Genomic DNA, 14,116 nt, shown 5'->3' on the forward strand with positions numbered 1-14,116 from the left:
TAAATTATTTTTTTAGATTGTAAAAAACATCTCTTCCAATATATTCACTTTTTGAATATGTGTCTAAAAATTCTTCAATTACTAGAAGTCGATTATATTTGGCAATTCGGTCAGTTCTTGAAAGTGATCCTGTTTTGATTTGACCAGATGAAACTGCGATTGCAAGATCAGAAATTGTAGTATCTTCAGATTCACCAGAACGGTGTGAAATAACTGCTGTTAATCCTGATTTTTGCGCAAGTTGAATTGCATCAAGTGTTTCAGTTAGTGTTCCAATTTGATTTAATTTAATTAAAATCGAATTAATTGCTTTTGTTTTGATAGCTTCTTTTAGAATTTTTACATTTGTAACAGTTAAGTCATCACCGACAATTTGATGTGTTTGTCCAAATCTTTTGGTAAAAGCAATAAATCCGTCTCAGTCTGATTCGGCAAAACCATCTTCGACTGAAATTATTGGATATTTATCAAAAAGTTGTCCGTAATAATCAAGCAATTCTTCTGATGTAAATTCATATTTTTGGTGATTTTCTTGATCAGCAGAAGCTGCTTTTAATTTTTTAAAGACATATTTTTGGCCATCATAAAATTCACTAGCAGCAGCATCAATTGAAATTGCAATAGCATTTTCACCATCAACAGCCGGATTAAATCCTGCTTCCTTGATTGCTTCAACTAAAAAATCAAGTGCATGCTCGTGAGAACTTAAGTTAGGGGCAAATCCACCTTCATCACCAACTTGAGTTCCAAATCCTGATTTTTTAAGAAGTTTTGCTAAAGTGTGAAATACTTTATTTGATGCTTGCAAAGCTTTTCTAAATGTTGAAAAACCAAGTGGCATAATCATAAACTCTTGAAAATCAAGCGTATTTGAAGCATGCTCGCCTCCGTTTATCACGTTAAGCATTGGAACTGGCATTAAAGTTGGGTTTGGACCACCTAAATAACGGAAAAGCGGAAGTCTCAACTCACTTGCGGCTGCTTTTGCAACTGCTAAAGAAACACCTAAAATAGCATTCGCACCAAGTCTTTCTTTGTTTGGAGTTCCGTCTAAATCAATCATTTTTTGATCAATAAGTCTTTGATTTTTAACACAAAGACCGATAATTTCAGGAGCAATAATATTATTTACATTATTAACTGCGGTCATTACACCTTTTTGACCGAATCAATTATAAGCATATTCTGTATTTGAATCACGTAATTCAAGCGCTTCTCTTGACCCAGTTGAAGCTCCTGATGGAACAATTGCAGACCCAAAACCGCCCGCTTGGGTGTGAACCTCAACTTGAATTGTTGGATTTCCCCGTGAATCAAGAATTTCTCTTGCAAAAATTCTTGTAATTTTTGACATAAAACACCTCGAATTTGTATATATAGTTTAAATTTTTTGAATGTATTATTTGTAAGTAAAGATCAAAAATAATAACATGCTAAAAATTATATCACAAACTATGAATTTAACAAATTCTTAAATAGTAATTTTTGCTTCTTGTTTTATTGTTAATTTAATAACTTTTGGATTTTTGTTTTATTTGGTTTTTGAGCCAAAAAAGTTCCTACAACAATCACATCAGCCCCTGATTCAAAGACTTTTTTTGCATTGTAATCTTTAATTCCACCGTCAACTTGGATTAAAATGCTGTAATTTGACTCACGAATTATTTTTGCTAAGTTGCTAATTTTTTGATATGTTTCTTGGATAAAATCCTGCCCACCTCTTCCAGGTTCAACTGACATTACCAAAATCAGATCAATTTTGGGTAATAAATCTAAAATTTCTTCAATTTTTGTCGAAGGTTTTATTGCAAGTCCTATTTTAATTCTTTCAGAGTATTTTAAAATTATCCTATGAATTTCGTCATAATTTTTACTTTCAAAATGGATTGTGACAAAATCAACATAGCCAATTAGTTCTTCAATTTGACTTTCAGGATCAACTGACATTAAATGAGCATCAGAAATAAACTTTTTTGATTTAGTCACAATTTTTTTAATTTCTGAAAGAGAAATTGCTGTATTTTCAACAAATTTTCCGTCCATAAAATCAAAATGGAATCATTTTATTCCAAGATTCAAAAAAGTTCTAACTAATTTTAGACGGTTATTTTTGCTAACATTCAAAAGTGAAGGGCTAATAATCTTTTTTTTCATATTTTTCTAAAAGATAGAGATAATTTTTATACCTAGTTTCTGAAATTATGCCGTGTTTTACAGCGTTTTTTACTGCACAATTTTCTATTTGCTCATGAAAATGAAAGCATGTTCTAAATTTGCATTTAGGCAAAAACTGACGAAAAATTTCAAAAGAACTTTTAATTTGATCTTTGGGAATTTCATCATAATTAAAGCTAGAAAATCCAGGCGTATCTACTATCTGAAAGTCTCCTTTTCTTATAATTTGGACAACTCGCGTGGTGTGTTTTCCGCGATTTAATGAAAAAGAAATTTCCTGAACCTCAAATTGTGTGCCAAACAAATTATTGATAAAACTTGTTTTTCCAACTCCGCTTTGTCCGATGACAAAATTAAGTTTATTTTTAAGTTTTTCTTGCAAATCGCTAGGAATTTTTTTTTTATTATTATTAATAAAGAAAACAGAATATCCCATTTTTTGATAATCAAGCAACAAATTTTTATAATTTGGTTCAAGATCAACTTTGGTAACTATCAAAATTGGACTAATATTTTTAAATTCAATCATTAACAAAAAAGTATCAAGCAATAAAGGCGAAAAATTAGGCTCTTTTAGCGAAACGAAAATAAGTGCCTGGTCAATATTAGCAACTTTTGGACGTTTTAGTCAGTTTTTTCGTGGAAGAATTTCTTTAATAAATCCACTAGGATCAAACTCAACAAAATCTCCAACTAAAGGAGATATTTGTTTTTGTCTAAGTGATCCAGATCCTCTCAAAAGTGGATAGAGTTTTTGGGTTGATGGTTCAAAAACATCATAAAAACCCGCTATAACTCTAACAATTTGTCCCTTCATCTACAGCTCTTTTATTTCTGTTGTTATAATTTTTTCAATTTCATCGACACATTGTTCTAAATTGTCATTTACAACTTGAAACTTGAATAAATCTTTAATTTTAATTTCAGATTCAGCCTTTTTAAGTCGAAGATCGATTTGATTTGAAGTCTCTGTGAGTCTATTTTCAATTCTATTTTTTAGAACTTCAAGCGAGGGAGGTAAAATAAAAATAGTTAAAATTTTATCTAATTGGTTATTTTTCTTATAGTTTTCAATAATATTTTTAGCACCATTTGTGTCAATTTCTAATAAGGGAATGAAATTTTGCTCTTGAATATATTGAATTTGTGACTCTAGAGTTCCATAATAGTTATCAAGATGACAACTTCACTCAATAAATTCATTATTTTTGATTTTTTCTTTGAAAGTTTCGTGGTCTAAAAAAAAATAACTCACTCCGTCAATTTCATTAGCGCGCTTTTGTCTTGTTGTTGCAGAAATTGCAAGTTTTATAGGCAATTTGTTGTTTTTTAATAAAATTGACTCAATTGTCCCTTTGCCAACACCTGAAGGACCTGAAATTACAATTAGTTTATTCATCTTTTGCTTCATTATTAAATCTTAGGAAAAAAACAGTATTTTTAGCGTATTTTTTTGTTTTTTCAATTGAAAAAAATTTGGGAATTAATTTAGAACCTAAATTAGTTTTGTAAATTATAATTCCAGATTCTTCTAATAAATTATTTTTTGCAATTTTTAAAAAACATTTCTTGGTAATTTCTTCTTCAGCATGTGGCGGATCCAAAAAAATGAAGTCAAACTTTTGCCCACTAAGATCGTTAAGCAAAAATATTGCGTTTTTATTAAATATTTCGTATTTTTTTACGTTATATTTTTTACAAAAATCAACAATATTTTGGTATGCCTGCTGATTTAACTCTGAAGCTACAACTTTTTTTGCCCCACGCGAAGAAGCTTCAAGACCGATTGCACCTGTTCCGGCAAACAAATCTAAAACTTTTGAATTTGGAATTTCAAATTGTAACTGTGAAAAAATCGACTCACGACAACGATCAGACATAGGCCTAACTACTGAAAATTCAGGATTTTTTATTACAGCACGCCTATAATTACCAGAAATTATTCTAATCATAAATATTTATAAAATTATACCAAAAATTTAAAAAATAATATATGAATTTTTTTTTAAAAACATTTTTAAAATTTCAAAAATAGAATAAACATGGTCAAAATTGATTTTTCGCAAATATTCATCAAGCGAAAAATCGGCTCAATACAAAATTTCCAATTCCTTGACATTAAATCTAAAAAAAGGTTTTAAAGTGCGATGATAAATACATTCCATTCCACCATAAAAATCAAAATTTACAAGCCTTTTATTGGTTTTGCAAACTTTACAACTAGTTAAATTGCTGATTCAACCGTTAATTTTAATTCAGTTAATAATTACATAAACTATTATCGCGTCTACATTTTTGTCATTTATTTTGGAAAAGGCGCTTTGAAAAATATTGAAAAGTTCAGAATCATAGTTATTTTCATCACTAAATTGATAAATTACTTTTCAAAACTTATAAATATTTTCGTTAGTTAAATCTAAACGAACAAGGCACTCACCCTTTTTTAGTTTAGATAATTTATTAGGATTTTTGGCCAAAAAAATCTCAAATTCACCAAGGCATCCGGGATTTAATATATAAATATTTTTGCTAGTTGGACGACGTACACCGAGTGCGACCATCTTAAGAATCCCGAAATTTGTTACTAATTTAACTATTAAATCAAAGTCCCTAAAGTTAAATCTTTCGACAACTATCCCTTTAATGATTTTTTCAGCCATTTTCCGTTAAAACTTATTATATGGTATTTAGGTTTAGAGATCTAAAATTAGTTAATTCTATCAAAATGAAATTTATTTTTAAGTAAAAAATGAATTCCTAAAATATTTTGATTATAAATATAATTATACCACAAATTAATTTTTTTTTATTGATTTGTCATTTTTTTTATTCATTTTTTTGATAATGATTCAAAATTGGCGATTAAACAAATGGTTTAGCTTAAAAATTAGCCTTTTTTATGCTATAATTTGGTTAGCAAAACTTAATAAAAATGTATAAGATTTGAATTTAAGTTTGTAAAAATCAAACGGTTTGGTTTATGAAAAAGCTTAGTAAACTTATTTTTTATAATCTGTTTTTTGGCTCAATATCAATAATTTTATTTTCAGCGTGCAATGTAAACAATGATAAATTTGATTCAAAAGAACAAATTAGTCCTAAAATTCATGCAAAAATTGAGAACCAACAGCAAATTAGTCTTGATGATGTCGATTGGAAAAACATTAACTTTGAATATGACAGCGATAAATACAATTTGCAAAAATTGACTTTAAATAAAAACTTTGAACAAAATTCGTTAACAGTTAATGTTTTGCTTGTTGATACTAAAAAGCAACTTTCAATACCAAAAGAGTTTGTTTTTACTTCGTTTTTAAAAGTAAAAGACAAAGCACCAGAACCAAATTTAGATAAAGTTCAAAAACCAGTTAAAGAAGAAAAGGCAAAAAAAGTTGAAAAAAGTCCTAGTTCTCAGCCTGATTTTTCTAAAACTAAAATACAAAAAATTTTAAAACCACCTAGCTCTAATAAACCTGAAATTACGAGAATTATCAAGTCTGAACAAAAACCAAAATCACAAATTGTTAATAATTCTAACCCAAAAATCAATAATGTTCCAACTAATAATTCCCCTATTAATAAAGTAAATTCAAGTCAATTTCAAACTGTAAATTACAATACAAAAACTTATAACCCACTTTTTGAAGCAACTCCAAAATTAAAATACACAAATAAAATTTACAGCGAATCACAAAATCCTGAATATTTTAAAGATGCTCATTATTTTGGCAAAGATTTTTTACTAAATCATTCAGTGATGCAAATTATTCAAAATACACCAAAATATCAAACTGGAGTGCATAATTTATACACTTTTTTGTACAATGGCGATAATAATCAGCCAATTAATTTTCTTGATCCAAATGATCCAAATAGAAATAAAAGATTCTGAGAATTAGCAAAAAATGTCGGTCATTACGGCGATTTTGGTAAAAACAATGATGAAAAATTAATGTTTTATAATCGTGGTATTTCCTATAATGGAATGGCTGAACAAATATATCTTCCAAAGTTTTCTGAGGGTGAATCTTCGGGGGCTTTAAGTAATTCTGAAAATCTAACAGAAATTGTCAAAAAAAATCCTTTTGGTTTTTTGCCGTCCAATTTAAGTCAGTTATTTTATTACATGAAAATCGATGAAATTGGCAAAATTTTTAAAATTTCTAATTTAAAAAAAGTTAGTGCCAATTTTGATGATAAAAAAGGCCAAATTAGTATTCTGTTTGAAAGTGGTGATGGCAAAAAACAAATTTGAAAATCTAATCAAACTAATTCTAATTTAAAAAAAGATATTGACTATGAAAAGTTCATTTATGATCGCTCATTTAGTCTTGGAATTTACGGATTTAAATATTATCAAGATCAATTTTTTGGAAATAGATACGGCACTGAAGCTTTTAAAGAATACGGTACCGCCTGAGTTTTAGATAGAATAACAAATAATGACGCTAATTCTGATAGTTATGAACTTTTAGTTGGGACAAACATCCATGTTTGGAATATGCCACAAATTTTTGACAAAAGCATGTATTTTTTTGATGTAGATAACAAAAGTGAAAAATCAAAAAAGTGAAATGCTGGCTTTGTTAACCAAAACTATCAATTTATCTCTGAAGAGGATGCAAAAAAAGGCAATAAATTAAAGCCTTTTTTTACCGCAGCGCGTTCAGAGCATTTAATTTCAGGCAATAAATACGAAAATACATACCCAAAAATTAAAGAATATCCTGTTTTTGATGCTTATGACAGCTATTTAACCGCTCCATATTACACTCCGCGCTACAAAGTTGAGGGAATAATGGGTCATGATGTCGATGTTGGTCTTAAATATTTAGACAATTATAATGAAACCACCCGAGTTGGAACAACCAAAAACGGCGGTTCAGACTTTGTTATTTTAAGACTAAAAATTAAAAAAACTGATTTAGAACATGTTTTACCTGAATTAAAAAAGGCGATTGATTCTGGTACTGAAAAAGATTGACATATCGGTCTAGGTCGAAATGAAAAATTTAGTCCAATAAAAACACAATTTTATGGCGGATATCCAGTTGCTACTAGCGATAATGAAAATGCTGATTGAGAAAAAGGTGTAAATTTTAAATCTAATAAATCAACAGGTGGAATAATCAACACCCGATCACGTGTAATTAATGATAGTCTTTTTCATGGTCTTTGAGTTCCTTATAATGATGCTGAAAATAAAGACTGAAATGCTAAACATGAAAAGTGAAAAAACTACCAAAAACCATTTCTTGCCAATTTAAAACACGGAATGCTAAAAAAGGTTTTAAATCAGCATTCGAATTTGTACACAAAAGTAAATTCTGAAAATAAATTAGACGCTCTTGGTCCTGGATCTTCTGGATCGATGGCTATTGATTCAAGTTTTAATTTAATTGGTATAAATTATTCCTATTCAACTGATTCAGAAAGTAACACTTTTTCAAATGCAATTTCGTTAATGGAGGGTCAGTCTACTTATCTTGATGGATTTAACGGTAATATTCGCGAAGATTTTAAGAAAAAATTACAAAAAGATGGGTTATATACAGTTAAAATTAATCCTAAATCCTAAAAATTATCTTAGCTAATTTTTTGATTTAATAGTTTTTTGCCCTTTTTTAGATATTTTATTTTGAATTTTTGGCAAAATTCGCGAGAAAAAGTGCCAAATTTGCCCTAGTTTTTTGAGTAAAAACTACTAAAAAAACAAATGTGTGATTTTTTAGTTTAAAACACTAGCAAAATCAATTTATGGATAAAATAACAAAAACCATAAAAAATACAACTACTATTTAAACTCAATGTAAAAAGAAAACTCATTTTTACTTACATTGAGCCTAAAAAACAAAATTTGAAGTTTTGAAAGAGCCATAATTAAAAAGCATAAATTTGTAGATTTCTAAACGGTCAAATTTAAGCCATACCATTATATTTAATATAATGGATAAGTCGCATCTTCTGATTTTTTTATGCAAAAAACATAATTAATTCCCCCTTAATTTTAATCTCAAAATTTATTAATTCATTCTTAGTGAGACAAATTATAACACAATTTTATTTTAGATCAAGCATAAATAAGTAGAAAAATCTCAGACAATTAGTTTTTTACCTATGATTTTGATTACACCGCTTTTGTTAATTTTTTCTAGCATGTTCATTTTAAAAATTTGGACAAATAATTTACCTCATATAATAACTTGGAGTTTTATATGATAAGCAACTTTGAGGCCTTTCATTGTTATACCAATCAATAAATTCACTTATTTTTTGATAAGCAATAGCCACATTTTCAAAATTTTCGCCCTCAATATTAAGCAATTCTCGTTGAAAAACCGCATAAAAATATTCAATAGGACGGTTTGCAAGTGCATTACCTTTTGGCGACATTGATTGTTGGATACCATTTTGCTTTAAAAAATTAGCAAATTTGTAGTTCGCATATTCCACGCCATGATCTGAATGGAAAAATTTTGGTTTAATATTGTACTTTTTGATTGTTTGTTTTACTAAGTTTATAGTTTCTTCTGAAAATCTTGTTTTAGAAATTGAAAAATTGAGCAAGTAATTGGATTTTGTTTCAATAATTGAGTGTAGATAAAATCATTCGTTGTTAATTTTGATAAATTTAATATCAGCAAACCATTTTTCACCAAAATTTTCTGAGCTAAATTCACCTTTGATATGATCTTCAGTCCAAATTCGCGTAAACTTTTTCTCTTTTGGTGCTGGTTTTCCTTGCTTTTTATAAGCTAGTGATTTTAATCCTAAAAATTCGTAGTGTTTTTGAAACACGTACGTGCTTACATAATTTCCCTGATTTATGTAAATATTATATAGGATGTCTCGGCCTTTTACCTTTCGATTTAAAATAAAATTTTCGCGAATTCACTGAAGTAAGTCTTCATCATAAATCATTTTCTTTGGTGGTTTTTTCACCCTAATTTTCTCATAAATAGAAGTGCGATTAACCTTAAAAACGCTACAAATTCTAGTGGAATTTTCGATTTTGTTTTTATCTTTTTCTTGTTCTTGTTTTCGTTTTTTGAGCTCCTCAAGAATAATCCCGGGGTCAACCCCGTATTTTCTAAGAACAGTTTCAATTATTTCTTGGTAAACTTCACGATCGTTTTCAGAAAGATCGTTAATTGTATATTTCTTTTTTGGTTTGCGTGGAGATTTGATTTTTCCACGAGTACTAATTAAACTTTTCATATCATTATTATAAAACTTTTTTTGCCAATTTCTTATCAAATTATTAGCGTATATATGCAACATTCATTCTTTATCCGCTTTTTTACTTTTAGATTTGTTTTTGTAAATTTCTCTAAATTCTTCTGCAAATTGCAAAATTGCGTTTTTTAGCCCTTTAGATTCGGCAATTTTGATGTATTTAAATTTGTCTTCAATTGTAAATCTGTATTGTTTCATTTTGACACACCTTTTTTCGAATAAGTCTGAAATTGGTGTACTAACTTATTTTAGATCAAGCATTTTTTTTTTTTTACAAAAGGTTAATTTAAAAATAATAAAAATTAAGATTTTAGTCTCAAAAAACACGGATTTATGGCTATTTTCCCGTATTTATACTCACTAAAAAGTGATTTTTTGCCATCAAACTGGGAAACACTGGAGCTGTAAATCCAAAATTTTTTTACAGCATTTCTTAGCAAAATTTGACAGTTAAGTTCAAAATCACATATTTTTGAGCTTAAATAAGGTTAGACGGTTGAATCTGGTTTTTGATAAATTTTTAGTATTATAATAAAATTTTTTGTCAATAAAAGTCTTTGCATTTTTGCTAATTTGGGTTAAAATGATACTTTTTTTAAAAATTTTAATAAAAAAGTGCTATTTTTTATATTTTAAATAAATTCAAATTCATAATATTAAATGAATTTTTTAAAAAATAATTTTAAAAATGGTATAATTTGGAAATTAAAAATTTATTTTGGAGAAAACATGGAAAAAAACAAGAAAAAACTTGATCATTTAAACGAATTACAATACAAAGTTACACAAGAAAATTTTACAGAACCACCTTTTGATAATCTTTATAACGATAATTACGAAGAAGGTGTTTATGTTGATATTATCGACGGAACTCCGCTTTTTTTGTCTTCAACTAAATATAATTCAGGATCTGGTTGACCATCTTTTTGAAAACCTTTAAACGAGGACTCAGTTGTTGAAGTTCTTGATTTTAGCCACGCAATGACTAGAGTTGAAGTTCGCTCAAAAAATGCTGATTCCCATTTAGGTCACGTTTTTAATGATGGGCCTAAAGAACAAGGAGGAAGACGTTATTGTATTAATTCAGCTGCCCTTAAATTTATTCCTAAAAATGAATTAAAAAGCAATAATTTAGAGCATCTTTTAAAATACTTTGACTAAAGTTTATTTAAAACAAAAATAAGAAAAAGTATTACTTTTAATAATTAATATTGTAAAATTTTAAATTATGAAATTACTAAGAAAATCAAAATTAAACTTTTTATTTTTTTCAGTAATTTTTTTATTTTTATCAAGTTGTTCAGTTGAGTCAAATTTACCTGATAAAATAAGTAAAGATATTGGTGATTCGCCAAAAATTGCTCCACCACCTGAACAAGAGCAACCATCTCAACCATCAAATCCAGGTCAAAATCCTTCAACCCCAGGCCAAAATCCATCAAATCCTGGAATTAATACAGAAACCCAAATTGATAAGGGTAAAACTCAGGAAGAAAATAAGCCTCCTGTGATTAGTCAAAAACCTGATTCTCCACCCACTGTTATAGAAAACCCTGATGTGATTGAAGAAAAACCGGGCGTAATTAAAATAACAGATGATAAAAAGGATTTAGAAAAGCACAAAATTCCATCTATTACACCTACACCACAAAAACCAAGTGATGAAGAAAAAATTGTTCCCGAGCCTTTTGACCCAAAAAAGGAAGAAAAAGAAGCTGATGTCCAATTAACTCAATTAAAAGGTTATCTTTCAACTTTACCTAGTTCATTTCGCATTACAAAAAGCATGCAAGATTTATACCCACTAACAATAATTGGTAAAGGTAACAGCGATGAATATAAAAATTTTTCTTATGTAAATTTTATTGACCCAATCCAAGATTTGAACGATAAGTATTCTGTTAAATTAGATTTTTCTAACGCTGTTGCTGCTTCCACAGGCGCATCAAACCAAAAAAAACCTATAAATAACGTGCTTTTATCTTTGTATCATAAAGATAATGACTCAATTAAATCGTCAAAAATGGTCAGTCTTTTTTATAAACAAGAAGAGACATCAAAAATAAATTTAATAGCAAAACAATTACCTGATGATTTTAAAAACATTTTTCCATCATTTTTAGCTTTTTCCTTACTAAACTCCAACAATGATGTCATATCCAACCCATTTCTTAATCAAATTGGTCATGTTTTAAATAATCGAAATTTTGGAGTCGGACTTAAAGATACTTTTGCCGAATTTAGCCCTGAAATTAACGATGATGAAAAAGAAAAATATGGATTTGATGTTGTTAGCGCTCAACCTGATGATGAAAATGGAAAATTAAGACTTAATTTACAAATTTGAAAAGTAGATAAAGATACTGAGATAAAAACATTTTTACCAGATAATAAAAGTCTTGAATTTTCGGGTTTAGCTAAAAATTCAGACAATATTTACCAAATCGAATTATCAGAAAAAGATTTAGAAATTGCTGCTTTAAAAAATGATGTTAAAAAAACATTATTAGAAAGAGATTTAAAATCCAACTTTACTAAACATACATTTTTAAAACATTTATTAGAGCACTTATATATAAGGGTTAATGCTGAAATTAATAATAAGTGGATTAAATTATCTGAAGTTAAGCATAACAGATGGCTTATTTTCCCGCAAATTCAGTTTGCAAATTTAGTTACTACTCAATTAATAGATAATTTAACTTTAGAAAAAAATGATAAAAAAATTACTTGAACCTTAGATTTAAAAACAGTTTTACTAAATAACAATCAAATTTTGACCCCTAATGGCGAATTTTTGCTAGGTAAGGAAAAAATTCACAAAATTAGTGGCGTTCTTGAAATTAATTAAAAAAATTTCAAGCAAATTTTTTTAATTAATTATTTTTTCTAGTGGTACAATTTAATACAATTTTGAAAATTAAAGGCCAAAATTATGAAAACTAAATCAAAAAACACACTTACAGAACGACAATTTATTTTTTATGGGCTAAATTATGTTGTAGGATTTGGCTTTATCGCCACTATTTCGAAAGTAATTAATCAAGGAATTTGGGGTGTTTTTGTCTTTATTCTGACATCTTTAATTACTTTAGCGGTTATTTTTGCTTTTGCTCGAGCTGGGCAAAAATACCAAAATGAAGTTGGTGGCTCATATGCATATGCTAAAAAAACCTTTAAAAATGGACTTGTTTTTTTCTCAGGTTGAAATCAAGTTGCCCGAATTATGCTTTTTTCGGCAACAAGCCCGCTATTTTTTTCAACTCTACTAACACAATTTGATCCTGATCGCCAATGAGTTTATGTTTCAATCTCATTAGTAGTTTATATAATTTTAATTCTTGCCGGTAGTTTTGGGTTTAAGCTCTCAAAACAAATAATTTTAGTTACTGCTATTTTTAAATGGGCAACACTTCTTATTGGTTTTGGTTTAATTATTTATTTAATTATTCAATCAAATACATATGGACATACTTTTAGCCAAATCGAACCTTTTAGTGTTACATTATTTGCTAGTACAATTTTATCATTTATTTATTCTTATGGTGGTTTTGAGTCATTAGCGACAATTTCACAAAGTGTCGAAACAAAACGGTTTAAAAAAGTAATAATTCTAATGTTTCTTATAGTAATTTCTTCCTATTTTTTATTTTATATAATTTTTATAGGACTTGGTAAAGAATATCTTTCAAACTTTGGGCTTGAACAAGTCTACAAAACTCTTTGAGGTACCACAGGAGTATCACTTTTTACAATCGGATTATTCTTTAATCGAATGTCAGCAACAATGGGATCAGTTCAACCTTATGCAAGATATATTGCACCACTTGCCGAAGACGGTTTTTTACCTTCCATTTTTGCCAAAAAAAATAAGCATAACGAATACCATCATGCTATTTATCTTTCAGTTTCGCTTGCTATTACTTCAAGTATAATTTTTACAATTATTCCTAGAATTGCCGGTGTTACAGACACATTTGGTACAATTTTAAAGGCAGGAAATATCTCCTTTTTAATTCAGTATTTTCTCACACTCTTTACAGTTTTGATTTGAAAATGACGAAAAAGCGAACAAATACCAATTTGAGAAATTGTAATTTACATTATAGGTATGGTTGTTATTTTATTTACCCTTATTGTTTCACAATTACCATTTATTAGTAGTAGTTCTGAAGAAGTAACTTTTGAGCAGTTTATACCTTTAATAAGTTACGTTGCCGCAATTTTAATTGGGTATATCGTTAAATTTTTAAATTCTTGACTAAAAAAGAGAAAATTGAGAAAAGTAGTTAGTTAATATTGTTTTAATTCCATCAAAACATAAAAAAAGCTATGAATTCATAGCTTTTTTTATGTTTTAGTTTGCTATAAATTCAAAAAATTTCAAGAAAAATAAATACAATAAGTTAAGCCGAATTTAAGTTTATTGACTAAAAAAGCTAAAATTTTAACTTAAAAGGTAAAATTATGAAATTTTTAAACTACTTTTTTAGTTTAAAACACTAACAAAAATCATAAAAAATACAACTATTATTTAAACTCAATGCAAATAGAAAACTCATTTTTATTTATGCTGAGCCTAAAAAAACATATGAAGTTTTGAAAGAACAATAATTCAAAGCCTTAAATTTATAGATTTCTAAACGGGTGAGGTAATGTTAAATATTTTGTGTTTTTAAAGTAAATTTATTTTGATAAAATTTAT

Annotated in this window: 11 protein-coding genes; 4 read left to right on the top strand and 7 right to left on the bottom strand. The window is 27.9% G+C overall.

Annotated elements, in window-relative coordinates; all coding sequences use genetic code 4:
* Positions 1-4 precede the first annotated feature (4 nt).
* From eno to recO, 6 genes are all read right to left on the bottom strand, one after another.
* Entirely contained in the window at positions 5-1,354 is a 1,350-nt protein-coding gene (gene eno / locus V3249_RS03330; RefSeq protein ID WP_252263010.1) for a phosphopyruvate hydratase, read from the bottom strand.
* Positions 1,355-1,503: 149 nt separating this feature from the next.
* Positions 1,504-2,154: a ribulose-phosphate 3-epimerase gene (locus V3249_RS03335; RefSeq protein WP_252263009.1), complete on the bottom strand. Its 651-nt coding sequence runs from the start codon at positions 2,152-2,154 to the stop codon at positions 1,504-1,506.
* The gene (gene rsgA, locus V3249_RS03340) at positions 2,135-2,992 is read right to left on the bottom strand and encodes a ribosome small subunit-dependent GTPase A (RefSeq protein ID WP_341517497.1); all 858 of its coding nucleotides are present in this window, start codon (positions 2,990-2,992) and stop codon (positions 2,135-2,137) included. Before rsgA ends, V3249_RS03335 begins: the two co-directional genes overlap by 20 nt.
* Positions 2,993-3,586, bottom strand: coding sequence for a guanylate kinase (gmk, locus tag V3249_RS03345; protein WP_252263007.1), 594 nt, complete (start codon positions 3,584-3,586; stop codon positions 2,993-2,995).
* Positions 3,567-4,127, bottom strand: coding sequence for a 16S rRNA (guanine(966)-N(2))-methyltransferase RsmD (rsmD, locus tag V3249_RS03350; protein WP_069099356.1), 561 nt, complete (start codon positions 4,125-4,127; stop codon positions 3,567-3,569). Before rsmD ends, gmk begins: the two co-directional genes overlap by 20 nt.
* Before the next feature lie 27 nt (positions 4,128-4,154).
* The gene (gene recO / locus V3249_RS03355; protein WP_069099355.1) at positions 4,155-4,835 is read right to left on the bottom strand and encodes a DNA repair protein RecO; all 681 of its coding nucleotides are present in this window, start codon (positions 4,833-4,835) and stop codon (positions 4,155-4,157) included.
* A 320-nt stretch (positions 4,836-5,155) separates the two neighbouring features.
* On the opposite strand from recO, the gene V3249_RS03360 reads away from it, so the two are divergent.
* Positions 5,156-7,753, top strand: a complete 2,598-nt coding sequence (locus tag V3249_RS03360) for an MAG2960 family serine endopeptidase lipoprotein (protein ID WP_341508172.1) — start codon at positions 5,156-5,158, stop codon at positions 7,751-7,753.
* A gap of 608 nt (positions 7,754-8,361) precedes the next feature.
* Here the strand turns inward: V3249_RS03360 and V3249_RS03365 are convergent.
* On the bottom strand, positions 8,362-9,609 hold the full coding sequence (locus tag V3249_RS03365; protein ID WP_341517498.1) for an IS3 family transposase: 1,248 nt from the start codon (positions 9,607-9,609) through the stop codon (positions 8,362-8,364).
* Between the two features lie 531 nt (positions 9,610-10,140).
* Here V3249_RS03365 and msrB point away from each other — a divergent pair.
* The 3 genes from msrB (at position 10,141) to V3249_RS03380 (ending at position 13,708) form a co-directional block, all read left to right on the top strand.
* Entirely contained in the window at positions 10,141-10,572 is a 432-nt protein-coding gene (gene msrB / locus V3249_RS03370; protein WP_318085743.1) for a peptide-methionine (R)-S-oxide reductase MsrB, read from the top strand.
* Positions 10,573-10,639: 67 nt separating this feature from the next.
* Positions 10,640-12,262, top strand: a complete 1,623-nt coding sequence (locus V3249_RS03375) for an LppA-related lipoprotein (protein WP_337896967.1) — start codon at positions 10,640-10,642, stop codon at positions 12,260-12,262.
* An 81-nt stretch (positions 12,263-12,343) separates the two neighbouring features.
* The gene (locus tag V3249_RS03380) at positions 12,344-13,708 is read left to right on the top strand and encodes an APC family permease (RefSeq protein ID WP_332976954.1); all 1,365 of its coding nucleotides are present in this window, start codon (positions 12,344-12,346) and stop codon (positions 13,706-13,708) included.
* Positions 13,709-14,116 lie beyond the last annotated feature (408 nt).

It is taken from the genome of Mesomycoplasma ovipneumoniae, assembly GCF_038095995.1.
GTDB classification, from domain to species: domain Bacteria; phylum Bacillota_I; class Bacilli_A; order Mycoplasmatales; family Metamycoplasmataceae; genus Mesomycoplasma; species Mesomycoplasma ovipneumoniae_F.